Annotated in this window: 16 protein-coding genes; 7 read left to right on the top strand and 9 right to left on the bottom strand. The window is 67.8% G+C overall.

Annotation, left to right across the window (positions count from 1 at the left end; genetic code table 11):
* Positions 1-217: 217 nt before the first annotated feature.
* The 3 genes from AB0F10_RS15100 to AB0F10_RS15090 all read right to left on the bottom strand — a co-directional run bounded on the left by AB0F10_RS15100 (position 218) and on the right by AB0F10_RS15090 (position 3,485).
* Positions 218-1,531 (bottom strand): MFS transporter, encoded by a 1,314-nt coding sequence (locus tag AB0F10_RS15100; RefSeq protein ID WP_360624031.1) that lies wholly within the window; start codon positions 1,529-1,531, stop codon positions 218-220.
* Complete coding sequence (locus AB0F10_RS15095) at positions 1,528-2,769, bottom strand: ATP-grasp domain-containing protein (protein ID WP_360624029.1); 1,242 nt, start codon at positions 2,767-2,769, stop codon at positions 1,528-1,530. The genes AB0F10_RS15100 and AB0F10_RS15095 overlap by 4 nt, the downstream gene beginning before the upstream one ends.
* 188 nt (positions 2,770-2,957) lie before the next feature.
* The gene (locus AB0F10_RS15090) at positions 2,958-3,485 is read right to left on the bottom strand and encodes an HIT family protein (protein ID WP_360624027.1); all 528 of its coding nucleotides are present in this window, start codon (positions 3,483-3,485) and stop codon (positions 2,958-2,960) included.
* A 96-nt stretch (positions 3,486-3,581) separates the two neighbouring features.
* Between AB0F10_RS15090 and AB0F10_RS15085 the strand changes: the two genes are divergently transcribed.
* Together AB0F10_RS15085 and AB0F10_RS15080 are read left to right on the top strand one after the other, a co-directional pair.
* The gene (locus tag AB0F10_RS15085) at positions 3,582-4,325 is read left to right on the top strand and encodes a metallophosphoesterase (RefSeq protein ID WP_360624025.1); all 744 of its coding nucleotides are present in this window, start codon (positions 3,582-3,584) and stop codon (positions 4,323-4,325) included.
* 106 nt (positions 4,326-4,431) lie between these two features.
* Positions 4,432-6,912 carry a dCTP deaminase domain-containing protein gene (locus tag AB0F10_RS15080; protein WP_360624023.1) on the top strand — a complete coding sequence of 827 codons (2,481 nt, stop codon included), beginning with the start codon at positions 4,432-4,434 and terminating at the stop codon, positions 6,910-6,912.
* On the opposite strand, the gene AB0F10_RS15075 is transcribed toward AB0F10_RS15080, so the two are convergent.
* From AB0F10_RS15075 to AB0F10_RS15065, 3 genes are all read right to left on the bottom strand, one after another.
* Positions 6,890-8,074, bottom strand: a complete 1,185-nt coding sequence (locus tag AB0F10_RS15075; protein WP_360624021.1) for a hypothetical protein — start codon at positions 8,072-8,074, stop codon at positions 6,890-6,892. The two genes, AB0F10_RS15080 and AB0F10_RS15075, sit on opposite strands and share 23 nt — an antisense overlap.
* Positions 8,075-8,085: 11 nt before the next feature.
* Positions 8,086-9,111: an ATP-grasp domain-containing protein gene (locus AB0F10_RS15070; RefSeq protein WP_360624019.1), complete on the bottom strand. Its 1,026-nt coding sequence runs from the start codon at positions 9,109-9,111 to the stop codon at positions 8,086-8,088.
* Positions 9,112-9,350: 239 nt separating this feature from the next.
* Positions 9,351-10,292, bottom strand: a complete 942-nt coding sequence (locus AB0F10_RS15065; protein WP_360624017.1) for a diiron oxygenase — start codon at positions 10,290-10,292, stop codon at positions 9,351-9,353.
* Positions 10,293-10,451: 159 nt separating this feature from the next.
* Between AB0F10_RS15065 and AB0F10_RS15060 the strand changes: the two genes are divergently transcribed.
* From AB0F10_RS15060 to AB0F10_RS15040, 5 genes are all read left to right on the top strand, one after another.
* Complete coding sequence (locus AB0F10_RS15060; RefSeq protein ID WP_360624015.1) at positions 10,452-11,831, top strand: hypothetical protein; 1,380 nt, start codon at positions 10,452-10,454, stop codon at positions 11,829-11,831.
* A 33-nt stretch (positions 11,832-11,864) separates the two neighbouring features.
* Positions 11,865-12,401, top strand: a complete 537-nt coding sequence (locus AB0F10_RS15055; protein WP_360624013.1) for an AAA family ATPase — start codon at positions 11,865-11,867, stop codon at positions 12,399-12,401.
* Positions 12,402-12,577: 176 nt separating this feature from the next.
* Positions 12,578-12,940 (top strand): dCTP deaminase domain-containing protein, encoded by a 363-nt coding sequence (locus AB0F10_RS15050; RefSeq protein WP_360624011.1) that lies wholly within the window; start codon positions 12,578-12,580, stop codon positions 12,938-12,940.
* 145 nt (positions 12,941-13,085) lie between these two features.
* Positions 13,086-14,378: an MFS transporter gene (locus AB0F10_RS15045; RefSeq protein ID WP_360624009.1), complete on the top strand. Its 1,293-nt coding sequence runs from the start codon at positions 13,086-13,088 to the stop codon at positions 14,376-14,378.
* Between the two features lie 513 nt (positions 14,379-14,891).
* Entirely contained in the window at positions 14,892-15,578 is a 687-nt protein-coding gene (locus AB0F10_RS15040; RefSeq protein ID WP_360624007.1) for a Type 1 glutamine amidotransferase-like domain-containing protein, read from the top strand.
* Between the two features lie 89 nt (positions 15,579-15,667).
* On the opposite strand, the gene AB0F10_RS15035 is transcribed toward AB0F10_RS15040, so the two are convergent.
* Genes AB0F10_RS15035 through AB0F10_RS15025 form a run of 3 tightly spaced genes read right to left on the bottom strand, consistent with a single transcriptional unit; the run spans position 15,668 to position 21,839 of the window.
* On the bottom strand, positions 15,668-18,826 hold the full coding sequence (locus tag AB0F10_RS15035) for an amino acid adenylation domain-containing protein (protein ID WP_360624005.1): 3,159 nt from the start codon (positions 18,824-18,826) through the stop codon (positions 15,668-15,670).
* Positions 18,826-20,043: a cytochrome P450 gene (locus AB0F10_RS15030; protein WP_360624003.1), complete on the bottom strand. Its 1,218-nt coding sequence runs from the start codon at positions 20,041-20,043 to the stop codon at positions 18,826-18,828. The genes AB0F10_RS15035 and AB0F10_RS15030 overlap by 1 nt, the downstream gene beginning before the upstream one ends.
* Positions 20,040-21,839, bottom strand: coding sequence for a non-ribosomal peptide synthetase (locus AB0F10_RS15025; protein ID WP_360624001.1), 1,800 nt, complete (start codon positions 21,837-21,839; stop codon positions 20,040-20,042). Before AB0F10_RS15025 ends, AB0F10_RS15030 begins: the two co-directional genes overlap by 4 nt.
* Between the last annotated feature and the right edge of the window lie 326 nt (positions 21,840-22,165).

The following is a 22,165-nucleotide window of genomic DNA, read 5'->3' as shown; positions in this document are numbered from 1 at the left end:
GGACTCCTGTCTCTCATCCATTCACACCCTGAGGCGGTCTCCTCCAACTCCTCGGATGGCCGAGGTCGACCGTGCCGCTGGAGGATGTCGCGACGCTGGTGATCGCGCTTCTCGTGCGTGGCTTGCGTGGCTCTGAGACAGCCGCCTGCGCGACGGGGACCGCGGCCGGGTGACGTCGAATCGCTTGCCGGGACCCGGCGCCGAGCCCCGGCAATCATCAGGCCGGTTGGCGGCGTGAGACCGCCACCAACGGCAGGATCAGGCCAGTGATCAGGAACAGGACGCCGAGGCCCAGCCAGCCGACGGTGGCATGCGGAACGACGAAGGCCGTGAGCAGCACCGGGCCGATGATGGACTGAAGGGTCGTGCCGAGGCTGAAGACCGAGAGGTACTCGCCTCGCCGGTCTGGGGGAGACAGCTCGAATGAGATGCCCCAGGAGCCCGCCGCCTGCCACATTTCCGCGCCGGTGAGCAGGATGACGGCCGCGACGATGAGGCTGGTTGCCACGACTGTTGTCGTGCCGCTGGAGAGTCCCAGCAGGAGACAGCAGCCAGCGAGCGCCATTGCGGCCCAGCGCATCCGGCTGCTCGCCACGGTGAGGTCGTCGCATCCGCGGGAAACGCGGACCTGCAGGAGCACGACGAGGATCGTGTTGACCAGAATGATAATGCCGGTCAGCGGTGGCGGGGCGGAGGTGTGCATGACGATCCAGAGCGGGATCCCGACGGACAGCAGGGTCATGTGCATGACGACGATTCCGTTGAGCGCGGTCAGGGTCAGGTATCGACCGTCGCGCAGCGACGCCAGACTGTGCCACGCGCCGTTCCGCCGAGCACTGGCCGTCGAGTTGAGCAGGGGGATCCGGGCGAGCAGAATTCCGGCCAGCAGGAACGAGGCAGCGTTCGTCAGGATGATGGCGCGGAACCCGGCGTGGGAGCCGAGTGCCACGAGCGTGGTGCCGGCGACCGCACCGAGGGAGAAGCCCACATTGCGCACCACACGGACCAGTGCCATGGTGCGGACGCGGTCGTGGTCACCGACCGCGGCGCCGATGACCGCCTGGTTGAGCGGGCCCGTCGACTTCTCCGCCATGGCGAGCATGCAGGCGACGACGACGAAGACGGGAAAGCTCGCGGTGTAGGCGTAGGCGACGAACCATGCTGCGCGCCAGACCTGGAGGGCCACCAGAACTCGTCGCGTGCCGATCCGATCGGCGACGACACCGATCGGGACGGTGGTGATCAGCCCCACGATCCCCGCGGCGGAGAGCCCGAGGCCGATCTGTGCCGCCGTGAGGCCGGCCACCAAGGTGAGGAAGACGACACTGCCGCTGAGGAAGACTCCGGTGCCGAAGGAGTCGACCAGCGCGACGAGAACCAACTGGTTTCCCGCGGCCGTCGAGGGGAACACGCGAGTCAGCCGGGCGAACCGTCCGCCTGCCGAGGAGTCCGATCGCGGCTTCTCTTCGGCGTCGACGGCAGAGTCGTCGAGGCTGTTCGTGGAGTGCGGCGCGGGGCCCGGGCCGGTCATTCGCCGTACAGGACGTCGGCGAATTCGTCGGTCGTGCTGGCCTCGCGGTGCCAGTCGCGCAGCTCGGCGCTGGTCGTCGCGGCGGGAATGACGACGAGTCGTTCATCGAACCACTGCAACACCTCTGCCCGTCGCTGCTCCAACGACTCGGGATCGGCAGCGGTGATCATCGCCATGCCGATGCGCGTGGTGGTGGAGTCGGCGGCCCCGGCCATCCGATAGCCGATGGGAAGCTCGATACGAGCGAACGACACGTCGGGCAGTTCGGTCAGCTCCGCGGGAGACGGGCAATCGACCAGCGTGCCGGGGCGGCTGGTGAAGTAGACCGATCCGACGGTGCCGGCGCGCACCTGCACGTCCAGTTCGGGCTTCCGGCCCAGTGCGCACTGCACGGCCGCCTTGCCGAGGTCCACGCCGAACTTCGCCAGGATCTCCTCCTCGGTGAGCGCACCGCCACGGCGGGCTGCGCATTCGCTGAAGACGACCCGGCCGCTGCTCGGGTCGTGGAACAGTTCCATGTGGAAGACACCATCCGTGAGACCGAGCGCGCCGAGGGAGTCGCGCACCATGTCGTCGGCCGCCCGGTAGGCCCAGCTCTCGGTCTGCGGGTCGAACTTGCGCATGCTCAGGGGCGCGTTGTCCTGCAGCGTGGTCAGGCAGGGCTGCTCGTAGCGGCCCAGGCCGTAGAAGAGCAGTTCACCATCGGACACGACGCCGTCGGCGGTCCACTCGTCACCGGTGATGAACTCCTCGAGCACGAAGGTGCGGCTGGTGATGCGCTGTTCCCGGTACCGACGGGCGGTGACGAGCAGTTCGTCGAGCCCGTCGACGGCCGACGTGGTCTGGGTGGCCAGGCCGGTCACCGGCTTCAGCACGGCACGTTCGAACGGCATGGTGAAGTCCGCTTCGAGGGCGAAGAGGTCCTCGATGAGGACGCTGCGCGCGGTGGCGAGGCCGGCGTCGGCGATGCGCTGCTTCTGCAGGAACTTGTCGCGGAACAGCACCGCGGTCGAGGGACTGAGCACTTTGGCGCCCAGGGCACGTCCGAGGACCGAAGCGGTGATCAGCAGGGGCTCGATGGTCGTCTGCACCGCGGTGAACTGTGTGTCGGAGAATCCGGCGCGGTGCAGGGCGGTGAGGATCGCCTCGGGCTTGTGATGATCCTCGCAGAAGACCGGGATGGCGGGCGCGGGTATCTCCTGGAAGCCGAGGTCGCGGTGCCGCGCTCCGTAGACCACGACATGTGGAATACCGAGTCTTCGGCAAGCTCGCAGAACGTAACGATCCGGCGCGAGAATGAGCAACAACTCTGATTCGGCAGGCATCGTTTCCCCCGGTAGGCATCGCTATTTGCTTGACCCAAGCGGATCTAGGCGCTGCACGGCCCCGATCACGGCGCGTGTCCACTGTGGCGCCGAGATGGATTCTACAAGATCTGCGGCTCGGAGTGTGTCCCGTCCAAGGTGGCGGTACCATCGCATCCGGACAGTGATTCGTTGAGATACTCGCGCAGGCGCAACGCATACGGGGCCTGTTCCTCGATCGATGCGTAGCCGCGCCGAGGGGGTGAGGAGTAAAGCTTGTCCCGGTCATACCGGGGGAACACGTGCTGGTGGAAGTGCCACACGTCTTGGTGGCCGTCGGGTTCGTTGTGCTGCCGTGTCGATGTGCCGGTGCAGTTGGGATATGTTGCACGCACGGCTCGTGCGATGTGCTGTGACAAGTCGAAGACCGCGTGGCCCAGGGGCCGGGGCAGGTCATACAGATTCTCGTGATGTTGGCTAGGCACCACGAGGATGTGGCCGAGGTTCGTCGGCCACATCCGGGGTGAGATAAAGGCAATGACGGTGGGGGTACGCCAGACCAGCGTCGCCGCACTGGATAGCTCGTTGTAGCGCCCGGCCACCAGACCGCAGAAGGGACAGTCGTAACCAGCCGGCTCGTGGTTGTACACCGCTTGATGGTACGTGCCGATCGCGGCATGATATCCGCTGAGGGCGTCGTTCGTCGTCCCTTATACGTCCACATGCAATGATGGGAGTGTATCTGTGTGACGATCATAGCGCACATAAGCGACACCCACTTCGACGGCACCGCGCGCGCGCTGGACCGTGTTCGGCGGACTATGGCATATCTGCGCGGCTGTGACATTGATGTGATTCTGGTCACAGGTGATCTTGCCGATCATGGTGACGTCAAGGAATATGACCAGGTGAAAGCCGAACTGGTAGCCGACATTCCCGTTCTGATGTTGCCGGGCAACCATGACGATCGGGCGGCGTATCGCAAGATATTGCTGGACAGTGATGGCTCGGAGCCAGTCAATCAGCTGAAGAGCGCTGGCGGTCTGCTGTTCGCTCTCTGTGACTCCACCATTCCTGGCGAGGACGAAGGCCTGCTCGCGCCGGAGACCCTCACCTGGCTGCGAACGGTTCTCGCCGACGCGGAGGAGCCGGTGTTCGTCGGCCTCCACCATCATCCGATTCGGCTGAACAACCCGCTGCTGGACAGTATTCGGCTACGTAACCCCGAGGACCTGGCCGCAGTGCTCCGGGCGTCGTCCGCCGCGCGGGCCGTCTTCTGTGGGCACGCCCATGCCGCTGCGGCGGGGACTTTTGCCGGACTCCCGTTGATCGCGGCACCGGGCATTTTCTCCACCACCCGTCTGCCGTGGACCACAACCGACCAGCTGGGGTGGGTAAATACTTTTGACCGCGAGGACGTGCCCGGCGTGGTTTTCCACGTCGTTGAGGACGGTGAATTGACAAGCCATTTTCGTAGCATCACCGGGTGACCGCATCGCTGCGACGCGAGGGTCACCGGGTCGCCATTGTTCCGTTGCGTGCCGATCGGCGAACGACACGGGTCCGCTCGTCGCGCTTCACCACGGGGGAACTGTTGTGATTCTGACCGGTAGTGAGATCGAGAAGGAACGGGCCCAAGGCCGAATCACCATCGAGCCTTTTACACCCGAGCAGGTGAATCCGAACAGCTACAACTTCAGGCTGGGCAAGACTTTGCGGGTCTACTCGGGCGATACGCTGAGCCCTCGGGTCCCCAACGAGTTCATCGAGATCGAGATTCCGGACGACGGCTATGTGCTCGAACCGGGCAAGCTCTATCTCGCCCACACGATCGAGGTGCTCGGCAGCGACCACTACGCGCCGACCTTTGCCGCCAGGTCATCCGTGGCGCGGCTCGGAATGTTCATCAACCTGTCCGCGAGCCTCGGCGACATCGGCTACAAGGGACAATGGACGCTGCAGCTCTATACGCTGAATCGGGTCCGGGTTTATGTTGGCCTCAACATCGGCCAGATGATGTGGTGGAAACCGCAGGGCAACGTCGACCTCTATCACGGAAAGTATCAGGGCGCGACAGGGCCGCGGTCCAGCGACATCTACATCGACTACGACAAGCAATTCGCGAGACAGCGTTTCCCCGGTCTGCGGGCGACTGTCTCCGTTGCTGAAGTGGGCCCGAAGTTCGCCGCGCTTGCGGCGAGCAGCTCTGAATTCTCCGTACCGCCCGCATTCTGTATCCCCGCCGCGGAGTTCGTCAGCGCACTGTCCGCCGAGCAGACCGCCGCGCTGGACGATGCGTTTGCCGACCTGCGCGCGACCGTCGGCGCGTTCTACACCGAATCGCTGGCGCGGATTCAGTGCATTGGCGCGCAGATTCGCTTCCCGGAGTCGGCGCGCTCCCTGCTCCGGGCGCGGCTGACCGAGATCTTCGGCGATCGGGCCGATCTCCGCGTCGCCGTCAGGTCGTCGGGACTGGACGAGGACGCCGACGCCAGCAGCCTCGCGGGCGTGCACCACAGCGTGCTGAACGTGTCCACCTTCGCCGAGATCATCGCGGCTATCGAGCGGTGCTGGGCCTCCTATTACGACGCCCCTGCCGTCGCTGCGCGTCTCCGAGCGGACAACCACGACGCCTCACCGAGGCTCGCCGTCATCGTGCAGGCCATGGTGCAACCGGTCCTCGCGGGCGTCGCGTTCACCGGGCTGGAGGCCGACGATCCGGAGCGAGTGGTCATCGAACATGTCGAGGGCCTCGCCGACCAGCTCGTCGCGGGCGTCGTCGCACCGGTCAGGACCACCTCGGACGAGATCGCGACCACCCCTGATTCTCCGCTGGTGGAGGTGGTGGCGCTTGTGCGGGCGTTGCGGGAGAGGCGCGGCCATGTCGACGTCGAGTGGGCGGCCGACGACAGCGGCGTTCACCTGATCCAGGTGCGCCCTCTCACCGCGACCATCGACCGGCCGCGTGCCACGGCCGAACCGGTGGGACTGGCCGTTGCGATGTACGAGCAGGAGATACCGGCGACGTTCCATCTCGGTGACGTCGCGCGGGTATACGGCAGATACGTCGCCAAGCGCAGCTCCGCCTACGGCCTGGCAGCCGAGAATGGCGCCGGCACCGGATCGGCCTGGGTGGTTCAGTTCAACGGGCGGGGCCTGCATGATGAGGCGACCGTCGCCGGACTCCAGCAGGTGCTGCGGACAGGTGCGGCTCCCGAATGCGTGCTGGACCTCGGCGACCAGCTGCGGCAGCTAGTCCTGCCCAAGCATGACGTGCTGTCGCGCCTGGCTGAACTGGCCGGGGCGCGCGCCGGCGACACGCAATTGCGGGCGGTGATCATTCGCGACTACCTCCGGGGCGAGCTAGGGATGATCTCCCGCAACTCCGGTGCCGGCCTCGTGGTGGAGTTCACCTCGGAGGGGCTCATGGCGCTCAACCGTGGCACCGCGGGCGGCGAGACGATCGTCATCGCCGACCTGAGGCGGCCGTTTGACGAACCCGGGAATCTGACAGCGGCTCCCGGGGCCGAACCGTTGCTCCCGCACCTGCACACCCTGGCGAGGTTGACCGGCGCGATGTACGCCAAGCACGGCCCGGTCACGTTGGAATGGGTTCTGCACGCCGGAACCCCCTACTTCGTCGACTACTCGGTGCTCGGCGCCGATGAGCTGGTGATGTCCTCGGAGGGTGCGGTGCTGATATCGCCCGGCACCGCACGTGGGACGCTGCTCCGGCTGGAGGAGGACGAGCTGCTGCGCAGGTTGTCGATCGGCCCTGCGATTAGCATCGACGCCTCCACCAGCGAGGCGGCCAGCGATGGCATGGCCACGATCCTGGACAAGGTCCTGTCCTTGCCGGAGCGCCCGATTATCCACGCGCGACTGCCCTACGCTGCGCTTTCTGTCCTCATTGGACATGTGGCGGGATTTGTCTTCGAGCGCGGCTCCACCCTTGGCCACCTTTCAATCCTGCTGCGGGAGTCCGGTGTTCCCGCTGTCGCGATGCCCGGATTGGCCGGCGAGGGTGAGGTCATCATCAGCGACGGCAGCGTCGTCAGCGTCCAGCGACTGCCCTGAGACGGTTGGCCTTCGCCATGAAGTCAGCCGGGCCATTGCCACTCAAGATGAACCGGTGCGCGTAGTCCGTGCTATGGCGTGGCAGGCCGTCGTTGCCGCCGGCGGTCGGGCGGTACTCGTACTCCGCGACCCCGAGCTCGCCGCACTCCTGTGCGGTGAGCTCGGCCGGCGCGCGGCCATGGGGATAGATGCCGACCCGGCCCCACACCGCCTGGTCACCTGCTGACGTCGGCCGGTGGGTGACCACCGGCGGCAGGCCGGCCTCGATCCGGATCGCCGCCTCCCGCAGGTGCACGCCGTGCCGGCGTAGGATCATGCGGTCGATGCCGCCACCACCTGGGCGCGCCGCGATCTCGCAGAACACCAGCTTGTCCTCCGGCGTGTGGAAGACCTCGAGATGGGTCACCCCCGACCCGAGACCGAGAGCGCCCACGACGCGGTGGTGCAGGTCGACGATCCGCTGGGCCAGCGCCCCATCCGGCAGAAGATAGCTTCCCGCCATCGCCCCGGGAGCGACGTTGCCCGGACGAGCATGATATTTCCCAACACTGGTGTGCAGTACGCGTCCGTCCCGGACGATCCCGTCGCAGTGGAACATGTCGCCGGCGATGAACTCCTCGATCTCGTATTCGCCAGGCGGCGCGCCGAGCTGACGCCACAATTTGCGCGCGGTTGCCGGCGAGTCGACGATGTGTGTCTGGTTCGAGCCGACTCCGCAGCGCGGCTTGATGATGTGGCGGCCCCGGCTCCAGTCGACCGCCGCCAGGTCGCCTTCGCGGTCGAGCGCACGAAAGTCCGGGACGGTCACGCCATGAGCCTGAACCGCGCTCTTCATCCTTACCTTGTCCCGGAAGAGCAGCACGGTGTCCAGGTGGAGGCCGGGCAGTCCGTGGGCGGTCCGCAGCCGCGCGGCCATGATGACCATCTTTTCGTGCAACGCGACTATGCCGCGAATCCCATTCGTCTTGACGATCCAGTCGCAGGCCTGTTCCACCCGGTCGTCGTTGGCGAAATCGCACACGGTGGTATGGCGGAAGTCGCTGGATTCCACGCCCTCCACCAGCCAGGGGTTGGTCACCAGGTGCGGCTCGACCTCGGCGAGCGGCAGCAGGCAACGCGTGCCGTCGAACAGGGTGTGGTGAGGATCCCGGCTGATGATCAAAAGCGGTCTTCTCACCGTCGGCCCCCGGCCGGCCGGCTGATCACGTCGATGCCCGCGGCGAGCGTTTGCGCGGCGACGAGGACCCGCGAAGCATCGGCTCCGGAAACACTCCCGCTGCCCACGCGCGCGGACGAGCTCGTCAGGGCCGCGACCCGGTCGCCCGGTCTGACAAACGACCGCACATCCTCGACCGTCGCGTCCGGGAATTCCAGGCTCGGCAGGGCGACTGACTGCACCACACCCTCCGGCGCGGTGGCGAAGGCGATCGCAGCTGCTGCCGCCGCCGGGCGTTCCTGATGATCGGGCTCGCCGAGGCCGAGCGACCACCCGATGCTCCAGCGCTGAAGGTCTATCCCGGTCACGAGGCGAACGAGGTGCGGGATGCCGTCGCCGCCGACCCGATTGTGCGACTCGATGATGCGGATCCCACCGTCGATCAGCTTGAACTCGGTGTGCGCCGGCCCATCGGCCAGACCCACGACGTCGAGGAACTCGATCAGCTGTTCCTGAATGACCGGCACCGCCGAGGTGCCCAGCGAGGGGGCGGGCACCACGTGCGCCAGCTCGACGAACGACGGGCCGGTGTGCTTCTCGACCAGCGCGACAATGCGGTGTACGCCGCCGACGCTGAAGCTCTCGGCGCTGTATTCCTGGCCCGGCAGATACTCCTCCAGCATCTGGCCGGAGGGATCGCCGTGCGCGAGAAGATCGGCAACGCTCTCGATGAGCACCACGCCTCGGCTACCGGAGCTCGCCCGGGGTTTGAGAATCGCCTTCCGGCCACCCCAGTTGAGGAAGGTGTCCACGGCCTCGTCGAGGCTCGCCGGCGTGGACGCCCGGATCGTGAGGTGCGGCGCCTTGCCCTCCAGCAACGCTCGCATTCTCGCCTTGTCCCGCAGTGTCTCCACCACCTCCAGCGGGGTTCCCCGTAGTCCCAGGCGTGCATTGGCGAGGGCCGCCGGGACAAGCCCGTCCTCGCGCACGCTGACGACGGCGTCGGGCGCCAGCGGCCGAAGCACCTGCTCCACGAAGCTCATGAAGGAGTCCACGGTGTAGTCGGCCGTGTAGTAGGTCGACCGTACGGAGTCCGGCTCGATGAACTGCTCGATAGGACTCCCTGGATTCTGGACGTGGATGAGCCGGCAACCGAGGCGCCTCGCCACGGCTGCGATCTGCCCACTCGCGCCGAGCACGACAAGCTGCCGGTCCTCAGGAAGCTGTGACATACGACGAGCTCCTTCGCGTGTCGTTTATCGACAAGCGTGCTGGTGGCAGATCAGAGACGGAGGAGTCCCGACTCCGCGAAGCCTTCCCGGGATCCCGGCAGATCCAGCACGCCGTAGCCCTCGAGAATCCCGATGGTCCGCTCGGCCGAGGACCGGATGCCGGCTGTCACCGACTCCCGGTCGTAGGACTCGGCGATGATCGAACGAACGGTGGCCGGCGAGAACCCGACCGTCTGTAGCGCGGACGAGGCGGATCTCGTCGCCGGCTGCAACGACTTGGTGATGAGGTCGGGCAGCAGTGCCGCGACCATCCGCCTGTCAGCAGGCTCGAGCTGGCCCCAGAGGCGGCCGAAGAAGTCGCTGAAGTACACGTGATGCCGCCCCTCGTCTATCGCATGATCACGGGCGATCTCGCGGACCAGCGACACCACGTTCGGGTCCTTGGGGATGTCGACGAGCAGACCGGTGATGAGTGTCTCGAAGACGAAGACCTGAACCAACTGGACCAGCCGGCGATGCCGCGGGTAGTCATCGCTGATGCGGTCGAGGTTGGCGAGGAAGGGTTGGAAGTCGTAGGGCAGGGATGTGATGCCGGAGCGCGCCTGGATCTGCTCGACGGCGTCGTCGCTGTAGAGAGCGTGGTAGCTCTCGTCGACGAGAATCTTGTAGGCGTCCAGGCGTACGCGGCTCGGCACCTCGATGCCGCAGTCTTCTTCGGCGATCAGTTTGGTGGCCCGGCAGACGACTCCCACCTCGAACGCCTTTGTGAAGTTCAGCCACTGGTACAGGTGCTGGGCCAGAAGAAATCGCTTGAGCGCTTCATCGGTCTCGGCAACGGCTGGATGTGCCAGGTGTGTTACCAGATGCCGGGGGAAGAAGTCTTTGAGGATATCGTCGTCGTCGGAAATTATTCGGCGCGGGCCCTCGCGCACTCCTGACTTTTCGTACCAGGATTCGAGCACCTTGGGATTAGCTTGACGCCATTCGAGCATGGTAGATCACCCCCGTAGATGACGATCGATCGTGACACCTGGAGCCGAGGCGTGTCAACCGGGCGCCGGAGGTCAGGGTGCTGTGGGCTAACGGAGCCACCCGGAATTCCCCGGCGAAGCCCGGTTGACCGGCGTCTATGCAAGATCATATTTGTCTGCGTGGATCCGGTCGGCATGCGTGACCCATTTTGGGGCAGACCGCAAGGCGCTCGGTGTGTAGGCTGGCCCGCAGTTGATTTCGGCTGGGCACTGCAACCAGCCTCGCTGCGCTACCGGGGGGATGCGTTGAGCCAGGAAACAACTTCAGACAAAAGACTGTCCCTACGCCGGCTCCTCGTCCTGGGCGATCCGGCTTTTCAATACTCGTTGGTGCCGCGCAAGCGGCTGCCCGTCGTCGCGATCGACCTGCCGACGGACACCGATGGTGGCGATCGGGCTGTGGAATACCTGCGGCCGATCGACACGGCGTCTGCCTCGATTCGTTTATTGCCGGAGGATTCGATTCCGGTCGAGGTGCCCGTCGAGGCGGTGCGACCTACCTGGTGCGGCTGCTCGATCTCGGAGTCGTTGAGAATCGGCCTCGGGATGGTGTGGCCGGATGCCGCAGCCACCGAGCGCATCGAATTTCTGTCGCCGATCATGGTGCTCCGGCTCCATGAGTCACCCGACCGGACAAGGGTGGAAGTGCTTGCCTGCACTCGCCTGCGGGAAGTCGGCGCGGTGTTCGCGCGAGTCGCTGAATGCGAGTTTCCGGCCCCGGCGCGGGTCGACGACGTGGTCGCGGTCGCGCTCAAGTCGGCGGGAAACCTGCGCGAGCACGTGGCCGTCGAGAACCAGACCTTTCGTAATCTCGTACCCGGTGTCGAAATTGAAAACAAGATCACACTTCGTGGCGACGTGTCGATCTGGCGGTTGACCTCGGACATCGCCGCCCAGGTCGGTAGCGCCTCGTTCCCCGGCTTCATCCCGGATGTCGGCAACGAGGTGCAACGCTGGGAGGTCTTCCAGCACACGTTCGAGGTGCTGAGCCCGGCTGCGGAGCGCGGCTACATCGCCTTCCAGGAGCAGCCGTCAGGCGCTTTCATGCTCAAGCACAAGGTCTTCGCCGAGGACACACTCCGGCGCGTTGAGACCTTCCGGCACAACCTCACCGTGCCCGGCAAGGACTTCGCTGCCTTTCTCGACACCGAGTATCCACACCTCACCGTTCGGGCCCTGCGTACCTTCAGTCGGACGCGTTTCGACGTCAACCTGGAGTCCAGCGCGACCGGTCACTTCTTCGGTATCGAGATCGACGAGGTGCGCACGGCCGGTGACGAGCACGTCCTTCGGCAGGCCGAGATCGCCTACCACCGGTCACGGATACACGTCGGGCTCGACATCGCCACCGTCGAATCCGAACTTGAACGCCTGACGAATCTCGTCGACAGCTATCTAATCCGGAACAACGTGGATCGCGAGCGCACCTTCTATTCGAAGCTTTCGTTTCTGCGCGACATTGAGAGCCGGAGCAAAGCCACGCTGCCCGCAGGCTCCTGATCGGCAAAAGACACCTGGGGGAGGTGTGGATTCATGCGTATTGCCATCATCGGGTTGGCGGGTTGCGGCAAGTCGACATCCGCGGGCCTGATCGAGGAACTCGCGAAAGAATTGGGCCTGACGTGCGTAACCGTCAAAATTGCTAAACCGTTGTACGACCTACAGGATCGGGTTTATCAAGCGGCCCGGGTGAAGGTTCCGGCCGGGACGCAGGATCAAATCCTGTTGGAATCCCTGGCCGACTCCATGCGCCGTATCAGGCCCGAGTCCCTGGCCGATGATTTCCTGACCCGGTTAGCGTCGACCGACGCCGACATCGTGGTCAATGACGACCTGCGTGACCCTTTCATTGATGCCGTGGCGCTGCGTGCCCACGGATTCCGGGTGCTGCGTGTCACGGCGGCACCGGAGGTGCGCGAAAGGAGACTGGCCGGGCGCGGCGATACCAGTCGAGCGGACCGGTCGACGAGCGATCTCGACCTGATCGAGCCGGACGTCGTCCTGGACAACAGCGGTCACCTCACGGAACACCGCGCCGCTGTGCGCCGGGTCGTGCGGAGCTGGATGTGATACTCACCGGCCACGAAATTCACCGCGAAGTCCGAGCGGGCCGCATCCATATCGACGACTTCGACGCAGAGCGCCTGGAGCCGAACAGTTACGGCTTCCGGTTGGCCCGGGAGATCATCTCGTACGGGCCGGAGGTGATCGACTCCCGGTCGCCGATCGCGTCTCGCACGGACGTCATGGACGACGACGGAATGCTGCTCACTCCGGGGCGGTTCTACCTCGGCGGCACCATGGAAGCGATGGGCAGTCCGCATTACGCCGCCACCCTCTACGCCTGCCGCTCGATCTCCACCCTCGGCGTCTGGATCCAGTTCTCCGCACCGCTCGGGCACAGCGGCGCGATCTTCCCGTGGACGTTGGAGATCGCGGTCGCCGCGCCGGTCCGGCTGTTTCCCGGCATGGTCATCGGGAAGTTGGCGTTCTGGGCGATGCAGGGCGGCGCCTCGGGCTACGCGGGCAAGTACAGCGGTTCGGCCTCGGCCGTCCCGTCGCGACTGAGCCTGGACACGGTGTCGCCCATAGTCCGGGCCCTGCCGTAGTGGGCGGTGGGTCCAGGGGTGGCCGGCGGCCGAACCTCCGTGACGGGGCGCGGCAGAGTCCGGGTCCTGGCGGGCCTCGCTCGATCCGCCGGGTCGTCGTACGGCTACGCAATCCGGGAGATGTGCTCGGGCGGCCGATTCCGAGATGCTGCTCCAAGGTCAAAGCGAGATCGGAGACGGAAGCATGCCGCGGTTGAATCCAGTCAGCGCCGTCACCTCGCTTTTCCCCACCGAGCCGGGCCCCAGGCGCTCGTACGCGGTGGCGACGCTCATCAACACGTTCGGGACCGGTCTGCTGCTCGTGAGCCTGCCGTTGTACCTGACCCGTATCGTGCACCTGTCCGCCGCGGAGGTCGGACTGGGCCTGACCATCGCCGCGACAATCACCCTGCTGGTGGGCCTCCCGATCGGTGATCTGGCCGACCGGCGCGGCCCCCTTACCGTGGCCATGGCCATGCTGCCCTTGCAGGCCGCCGCAACGATCGCCTTCCTCTTCGTCGACAATTTCGTCGCCTTCGTCGTCGTCGCCACGGTGGATGCGATGGCCGCACGGGCGGTCATCACGGCCGAGGGAGCGCTGCTGCGACGGGTGGCCGGCGAAGAGGCGGCGTCCTACCGATCCTCGACCCACGCGATCACGAACGTGGGATTTTCGGTCGGCTTCGCCTGCTGCGGCATAGCGATCCAGCTCGGCACTCCGAATGCATACCACGTGCTGATCATCATCGATGCGCTGACCTACCTGGCCGCCTGGGTGGTTCTGCGCGGACTGCCGCGGTACGAGCCGCTGCCGAAGCCGAAGTCCGGGCCGCGCTGGGGCGTCTTGCGGGACCGGCCGTTCGTCGCGTTAGCCGTGCTGGGATCCTTCTGCAGCCTCGAGTTCGCCGTGCTCACACTGCTGCTTCCACTGTGGGTGGTCGACCGCACGGACGCACCGCGATGGTGCATCCCGCTGGCCCTCGTGATCAATACCCTCCTGGTCGTCTTGTTCCAGGTCCGCCTCGGCGGCCGGGTGAAGACAATCCGGCAGGGCGGACTCGCGTGGCGACGAGCCGGGGTGTTCTTCCTGTTCAGCTGCTGTGCTATCGGCCTTGCGGCGGGATTGCCCACCTGGCCCGCGCTGGTCCTGCTGGTAGCCGGGGTCACCCTGCACACCTTCGGCGAGATCTACCACTTGGCCGCCGGATTCGCGCTCACCATGGGCCTGCCCCCGGCCCATGCGCAGGGTCAGTACGACGGCTTCCTCGGGATCACCGGCGGCCTCGGCGTCGCGCTGGCCCCGGCGGTGCTCCTCGGGCCGGTCATGAGCCTGGGCAAGCCCGGCATGCTCGGACTTGGTGTATTCTTCGTTCTGGCGTGCATGCTGACGCCGGCCTTGGCGCGGTGGGGTGAGCGGACCAGGCCGGCTTCATCGGATCTCGCCGCCGTGGCGGACTGAGCTGGGGCCCTTGGACAGTTCCCACGTCCGGCCATCCGGCATGAGTGGGTCCTATTTGGACGGTGGAGAGCACCTCACCGCCTCCTGCTCGGCGGCCAGCGCGATCTGCGTGTAGTTTCTGCCGGCCAGGAGGAAGGCGAGCCACGCGCGGTACCACACGATCAGGTCGGAGAAGGCTTCCGCTGAGCCGCTGAGCCGCTGAGCCGCTGAGCCGCTGAGCCGCTGAGCCGCTGAGCCCGTGGATCGGCGGTGTCCTCGCCGACGGCGACGGCGCCCTTGACGTGAAACGGGGGTTGTGGCTTGTGAGCTGCGGGCGATCCGGCTGCGACCTCGATGGGGCGTTGACGGCTTCGGTGTCGCCGTTGGAGGATGGGTGGCGTCCCAGTCCGGCGGGAATGGCTCGCGTCATTGCCTGCGGCTCAGAGCCCGGTCGGGGAGCGGGGGGCGCCGCGGATCTGCTGGGGCGCTGTCACGCGACCCGAAGTCATACGGCGGCACTAAGAAGAGGTCCTCATGAAGTTTCTTCTCACTTCCGCAGGCATCAGGAACCCGAGCATCTCCGATGCGCTCGTCGACCTGCTGGGCAAGCCGATTGCCGAGTCCAGCGCCCTAATCATTCCGACCGGTGTCTACCCCTTCCCGGGCGGTGCCGGCCGGGCGTGGCAGGCGATCTCAGGTAGGGCTCAGAGTCCATTGTGTGAGCTGGGTTGGAAGTCCTTGGGAGTGTTGGAACTCACCGCGCTGCCGACCATCCGAGAAGAGAATTGGGTCCCGGCGGTCCGAGAGGTCGACGCTCTGCTCGTTTGGGGCGGCGATGTGCTGTATCTGACCCACTGGATGCGTGAGTCGGGCCTGGCGGACCTCTTGCCGTCGCTGAACGAGTCGGTCTACGTGGGAATGAGCGCCGGGAGCATCGCGGTGACCCCCTACAACTGCGACGCAGAGTTCGATCTGGATTTTGTGCCCACCGGCAGCGATATGGCGGTGGGTGCCGACCGGGCGCTGGGACTGGTGGATTTCACGCTGTACCCGCACCTCGATTGCGAGGACATGCCGGACACTGCACTGGCCAACATAGAAAAGTGGGCGTCTGGGATCCCGGTCCCGACATATGCAATCGACGATGAGACGGCCATCAAGGTGGTCGACGGCACGGCTGAGATAGTTTCCGAAGGAAACTGGCACCTGCTCAACCCCTGACACACAGAGGCCCGATCCAGGAAACTGGCTCTTCGCCGTCGCAGCGGAGCAGGTGACACGCCGGAGGCAGGAAGAACGGACCGCCCTCGTCAGCACTCTCGATCTTGATGGGGCCCGTTCCCCGGGGCCCGTTCCCCGGTGAGCTCCACCATGGCGGTCCGCACCGTGGCGAGCAGCCCACCGGCCGTCTCGTCGTCGATCCCGTCCGACCGGCGGAGCATGACCAGCTCCCAGCTGCCATCGGGTTGCGGGAACGCCTCGAACATCAGCTCCAGGGCGGTCGTCGGTGGTGGCACCCGTACCGCCCGCAGGGTGATCCCCGGAGCGAACGCGCCCGACGGCGGCGCGTGCTGCACCACCACCCACACCTGGAACCAGGGGTGCCGGTCACGCGGCGGCGCCAGCACCCGCACCAGCTCGTCGAAGGGCGTACGACCGTGGGCCATCGCCGCCGCCGTCCGATCGACGACCCGGTCCAACAGGACGCCGGCCGGCTCGTCCCGCGCGCCCGCCACCGGAATTGCCAGCGGGTTGACGAAATAGCCCACCACATCGTCGAGATCCGGGTGCGGCCGGCCGGCGGTCACCGTGCCCAGGCAGACGTCCGGGACGTCAAAGGTCCGCCCCAACCCCCTGCCCACGGCGGCCAGCAGGGCGGCCACCGGCGGACCACCGTGCCGCCGGGCCGCGCCGGTCAGCGCCGTCACCTCGGCGGCGGACACCCGGGCCACCAGCTCCCGCCGGGCCGTCTCGCCGGAGGATCCCGGGGCCGGCAGCACTGGTGGCGTCGGCCGGCGCAGCGTCTGCCGCCAGAACGGGAGCTCGTCCTCCGCCCACCGCTTCTGTCCGCGCCGCTCCCAACGGCTGTAGTCGGCGTACGACGGACCACTCGGGCCGTCGGGGACACGTCCCACCACCCGGTTCCGATACGCCGCGCCGAGGGTCTCCAGCAGCCGCTGCTCCGACCAGCCGTCGAAGGCGATGTGATGGACGTTCAGGCAGAGCAGGTGCCGGTCCTCGGCCATCCGACAGAGCCGGGCCCGCAGTGACACCTCGCGCTCCAGGTCGAAGGGGCGACGCCAACAGTCGGCGGTCACCAGCCGTGCCAGCTCGACCGGATCGGTGCAGCCGTCCGGGCCGGTGACCCGTTCCAACGTCACCCGGGCGGCGGCCGGGTCGAGGGCGCTTTGCTCCGGTAGCCGACCCGTCCACTCGTAGACCGTGCGCAGCGTCGGGTGGCGGCGCAGCACGTCCTGGAGCGCGGCGTCCAGCACCTCGGCGTCCAGCGGCCCGTCGAGCAGGTACGCCAGCATCACGACGTTGTCGGCCGCACCGGGCATCGTCTGCTCGGCCATCCAGAACCGGGTCTGTGCGTGTGACAGCGGGGCGCCGGCGCCCTGGCGCTCGTCGGCCACCGGGACCGCGGCCAGGATCGGCGCCCCGCCCCGAAGCAGCTCGCGCAGCCCGTCGACGGTACGCGCCCGGTGGACGTCGGCTACCGTGATCCGCCGTCCGAACCGGCGCATTGCCCGGGCTGCGAGCCGAACCGCGTCCAGCGACGTCGCGCCGGCCTGGAAGACGTCGTCCGTGGCGGTGAGGTGGGGGACGTCGAGCAGCCGCCGTACGTCGGTGAGGAACGGATCGGAGGCGTCGGCCGGACCCGTCGTCGCGGGCCCCCGGCGCGCGCCGGCGGCCTGCTCGGCGAGCGCCCGAAGGGCCACCGGGTCCACCTTGCCGTTCGGGCCGAGCGGAAGACGGTCGACGTGCCGCCACACCGTGGGGATCATCGCCGGTAGGAGTCTCCGCCCGGCGAACGCGCGCAGCTCCGCGTCGGTCAGCGGGACACCGTCGTGGCTGCGGTAGACCATCGCGAGTTCCGGCCGGCCCGGGCTCAGCTCCAGGCGCAGCACCGCACCGGCAGCGATCCGAGGGTGGGCCAGCAGCGCCGACTCGACCTCGCCCGGTTCGATCCGTATGCCATGGATCTTGAACTGCCGGTCGGCGCGGCCGCGGTAGCGCAGCAGCCCCTGCTCGTCCAGACAGCCCAGGTCGCCCGTGCGGTAGTGGCGCACCCCAGCCAGCTCCACGAAGGCGCGGGCCGTCTCGGCGGGATCGCCCAGATAGCCGGTCGCCAGGCCGTCGCCGAAGACGAGGATTTCTCCAACGGAGCCGACGGGCACCGGGAGGCCGCCGCCGTCGACCAACCTGATTCCGGTACGCGGCACCGGCCGGCCGATCGGCACGTCGGCGTCCGGGTCGGCGACGTCGTCCGGACGGATCACGTGGGTGGTGGTGAAGATCGTGCTCTCGACCGGGCCGTACCCGTTGACCAGCCGCAGGCCGGGGAACCGGTCGAGTATCCGGCGCAGGTGCGGCGCGGACACGCGCTCACCTCCCACCAGCAGCAGCCGGGTCCGGCCAAACAGCTCCGGCGCCTCGTCGGCGAGCACGTTGAAAAGGGAGCTGGTCAGCCAGAGACTGTTCACGCCCAGCCCTACGGCGGCGGCCAGCGCCTCGACGTCGAGGGCCGGCAGGTGCGCCTCCAGGAGCTGGCAGCGACCGCCGTTGAGCAGCGGCGCCCAGAGCTCCAGCGAGAAGCCGTCCCACGGCAGCGGCGCGGCCTGGAGGAAGACGGATGTCGGACCCAGCGGGATGTCCGGGTGGCCGACCAGGGTGCGGATCGTGCCCCGGTGCGGGGAGACGGCTCCCTTCGGGCGGCCGGTGGAGCCCGAGGTGTAGAGGACACAGGCTGGCTCGGCGCCGTCGAGCGCGGGCGGCGGGGCGGGCCGGTCGGGGCCCGTCGTCAGGTCCGCATACCCGACGACGGGCATACCGGGCCGGCCCGCCCCCGGGTCGTCGGCCACCAGCAGGCGGCACCGGGTGTCGTCGAAAACCGTGGCCCTCCGGTCGGCCGGCCAGCCGGGGTCCAACGCGACGTATGCGGCCCCGGTGGTGAGCACGCCCAGCAGCACGGTGACCAGCTCGACGGAGCGAGGCAGGCAGACCGGTACGAAGTCGCCCGGTCCGACCCCCCGGGTCGCCAGCGCACCGGCGATCCGGACGGCCCGTGACATCAGCTCCGCGTAACTCAGCCGGTACTCGCCCTGCTGAACGGCCACCGCCTCGGGGGTGATCCGGGCGTGCCGGGCCACGACCTGCTCGATCCGGTCCCCGTAGCGATAGGGGTCGGTCGCGGCGTCAGCCCGGTTGGTCGGCGCGACGCCGGCCGCACCCGGTCCGGCCTTCATCAGCCGACCGCCAGCGGGAGCGAGGTGGTCCCGAGGATGAAGTTCGAGCGGAGCCGCCGGGGCGTACCGGCGAGCCGGAACCGGGCCGGCGTGGTCAGCAGCGCCCCGAAGAGCAGGGACAGCTCCCGTTGCGCGGCGGGGGCCCCGATACAGCGGTGGATGCCCGCGCCGTAGGACAGGTGCCGGTTGGGGCTGCGGGTCACGTCGAAGCGGTCGGCGTCGGGGAACTGGGCCGGGTCACGGTTGGCCGAGACGTTCCACAGGGTCACGGAGTCACCCCGGCGGATGAGGTGCCCGTCGCGTTCCACGTCGCGCATCGCCACCCGCTGCACGTACGCGTTTACCGAGCTCCACCGCAACATCTCCTCGATGGCGCCGGGCAGGGCGTCCGGCCGCTGGCGCAGCAGGTCGTACTGGTCGGGGGCGGAGGCCAGCGCCTCGATCCCGTGGCAGGCGGTGTACGACGAGGTCTCGTTGCCGCCCACCGCCACGTTCATGCAGTTGAAGAAGATGTCCTCCGCGGACATCCGCCGGCCGTTCACCTGTGCCTTGAGCAGCAGGGTGACCAGGTCGTCGGCGGGGTTGCGACGCCGTTGCGCGAGCAGGCCGGCGAAGAAGTCGAAGATCTCCGCGTGCGTCCAGGCCAGCCGCAGCTTCTGGTCACCCGCCGTGTCCACGAACGTCTCGTCGCGGAAGCCCACCATTCGTCGAGTCAACCCGATGAGGTGGTGCGCCTCGTCATGCCCGATGCCGAACACCACCATGAGCGCGCCGGCCGGCAGCTCGGTGGCGATCTCGGTGGCGAAGTCGCAACCGCCGGCCGCCACCGCCTGCCCGACGGCCTTGTCGAGCAGGATCCGCACCTGTTCCCCGATGCGGTCCACCACGGCTGCCGACAACGCCGGGGCGATCTGTTGCTTGAGCAGCCGGTGTCGGGGCAGGTCGCTGGCGACCAGCATCCGGCCCGCGGCGGTGTCGTCGTCACTGCGGAAGGACCCGCCGAGGATCGCGCCCCGGGCTGATCCGAACGAGGCGTGCTCCCGGTATGCCCAGTGCACGTCCTCGTACCGGGTCAACGCCCAGAAGCGGCTGCCGTCGGCGCCCTCGTTCCAGTAGATCGGGCGGTTCTCGCGTAGCCAGGCGAACGCGTCCAGGTGCCGGCCGCTGACGAACAGGTCGACGTCAGTCAGGTCCACCGGGACGGACGGCCCGGTCACGCCCCGGCTCCGGCCGCCCGTGCCTGCTCCCCCCGCGCCTGATCCACCAGTGCTGCCACGTCGGCCAGCACCGGGTCACGCAGTACCGCGGCCAGCTCCACCGACACCCCGAACCTGCGTTCGACCTGGCTGTGCATCCGGAAGGCGAGCAGAGAGTGACCACCGAGGGCGAAGATGTCCTCGTTCGCGCCGACGTTCTCGACGCCAAGCAGCTCCTCCCACAGCTCCGCGAGGTAGAGCTCCACTTCGGTACGTGGCGCAACGTGGCGCTCCCGGCGCTCCCGGACCCCATCGGCGATCTCGTGCAGGGCGGCCAGGTCCCGCTTGCCGTGTTCGTTGGACGGGATCTCCTCCACCAGCGCAAACTGGCTGGGCACCAGGTAGTCCGGCAGCTCGGCGCGGGCGAACTCCTGGATGTCCCGAAGGGTGGTGTCCTCGGCGGGTACGACCACCGCGAGCAGGTGCCGGTTCTCGCCCTCGCCGCTGGGTAGCACGACCGCCTCGCGTACGCCGCGGCTGCGGCAGAGGCTCCGCTCGACCTCGCCCGGCTCCACCCGATAACCGCGGATCTTCACCTGCCCGTCCACCCGCCCGACGAACTCCAACACCCCGTCCGGGCGCCGGCGGGCCAGGTCACCGGTGCGGTAGAGCCGGTCCGGGCCATCGGGTCGAGGATCCGCAACGAACTGCTGCCGTGTCAGCTCCGGCGCGTCCAAGTAGCCGCGGGCGACCCCCGGACCACCGATGTGGATCTCGCCGATTTCGCCGTCCGGCACCGACCGCAGGCCGTCACCGAGCAGCAGGACGGTCACCCCGGCCAGGGGCCGCCCGATCGGGATGGTGTCTTGCTCGGCGTCCTCGGCGGTGACCCGGTGCGCGGTGCAGGCGGTGGTCGCCTCCGCCGGGCCGTAGAGGTTGTACAGCTCGCCGCGGAACTCGCCGTGCAGCAGGTCCCGGCAGGACGAGGGCAGCAGGACGTCACCACCGGCCTGAAGGATCCGCAGCGCGGCGAAGGCGTCCCGGTCCTCCCGGATCACCTGGTTGATGACCATGGTGGGGACGAGCATGGCGGTGATCCGGCGCCGCCGCATCTCCCGCCGGAAGTCGGCGGCCAGGAGCTCGGGCACGGCCGGCAGGACGACTGTCTCGGCACCCCGGTACAGCGTCGTCCACAGCTCGAAGTGGAATGCGTCGAAGGAGACGCTAGAGATCTGGCCGACACGATCGTCCGGCGTCAGCTCCGGCAGGCTCGGGTTGGTGGCGAACGAGACGATGTTGCGGTGTTCAAGCACGATCGCCTTGGGCCGGCCGGCCGAGCCGGAGGTGAAGAGCACGCTGGCCGCCCCCGCCGGGTCGGCGTGGTCCATGACCGCGGCCGCCGCAGTGGCCTCGCTGCGGAAGGCCAGCTCCTCGAGGCCCAGGTGCGCGATGCGCTGCGACCAGTCCGCGCGGGTCACCACCAACTTGCAGCCGGCGGCGACCAGCATGTGGTCGCGGCGGCCGTCCGGGTACCGGGCGTCCACGGCGACGTAGGCGGCGCCGGCCCGCAGGATGCCGAGGATGGCCACCACGAGTTCCACGGAACGGTCCAGGTAGACGCCCACCCGATCCTCGGCCCCGATCGCGCGGGCCCGCAGGTCCTCCGCCAGCGCCGCCGAGCGCCGGTCGAGGTCGGCGTACGAGAGGATGGTGTCGCCGTCACTGACGGCGGGACGGTCCGGCCAGGTCCGCACGCTCGTGGCGAACATGCCGGTCAACGTCTGCGCGGCGGGCGATCCGGTGACGCGGGTGGTCATTTGCAGGCCTCCAACAACGGCTGAGTAGCGGGTCGGGCGAGGTGTGGCGGCGATCGTCAGCCGCGCTGGGCCCGCAGCCACATCGCACGCGTGACGCAGCGGACCGCCCCGTCAACACGCAGCCTGGTCCTCAGTCATCACTTTCCGAGGAGCGGACACCCCGGACCGTGGCAGATCCGGTCGCATGAGTCACCGTGGCAGTCGGCCCAGCTGACTGCATCTCCGGAATTGCGGGCACGGTGGTGACAACGCGTTTCATCGGAGCTCAGTGCTACCTCGTCGCCCCGTTGGAGCAAAGGGGGAGATGGTGGCGGCCGGTGCAACTG

It is taken from the genome of Actinoplanes sp. NPDC026623 (assembly GCF_040638275.1).
In the GTDB taxonomy this organism is placed as follows: domain Bacteria; phylum Actinomycetota; class Actinomycetes; order Mycobacteriales; family Micromonosporaceae; genus Actinoplanes.
The sequence above is the reverse complement of the archived record's forward strand: the minus strand, read 5'-3'. Positions and strand labels throughout refer to the sequence as shown.

Coding starts and splice junctions, on each gene's coding strand:
- AB0F10_RS15050 (WP_360624011.1), top strand. CDS start 12,578: ATGGACGACGACGGAATGCTGCTCACTCCGGGGCGGTTCTACCTCGGC.
- AB0F10_RS15040 (WP_360624007.1), top strand. CDS start 14,892: ATGAAGTTTCTTCTCACTTCCGCAGGCATCAGGAACCCGAGCATCTCC.
- AB0F10_RS15025 (WP_360624001.1), bottom strand. CDS start 21,839: ATGACCACCCGCGTCACCGGATCGCCCGCCGCGCAGACGTTGACCGGC.
- AB0F10_RS15045 (WP_360624009.1), top strand. CDS start 13,086: ATGCTGCTCCAAGGTCAAAGCGAGATCGGAGACGGAAGCATGCCGCGG.
- AB0F10_RS15035 (WP_360624005.1), bottom strand. CDS start 18,826: ATGAAGGCCGGACCGGGTGCGGCCGGCGTCGCGCCGACCAACCGGGCT.
- AB0F10_RS15100 (WP_360624031.1), bottom strand. CDS start 1,531: ATGACCGGCCCGGGCCCCGCGCCGCACTCCACGAACAGCCTCGACGAC.
- AB0F10_RS15055 (WP_360624013.1), top strand. CDS start 11,865: ATGCGTATTGCCATCATCGGGTTGGCGGGTTGCGGCAAGTCGACATCC.
- AB0F10_RS15065 (WP_360624017.1), bottom strand. CDS start 10,292: ATGCTCGAATGGCGTCAAGCTAATCCCAAGGTGCTCGAATCCTGGTAC.
- AB0F10_RS15070 (WP_360624019.1), bottom strand. CDS start 9,111: ATGAGCTTCGTGGAGCAGGTGCTTCGGCCGCTGGCGCCCGACGCCGTC.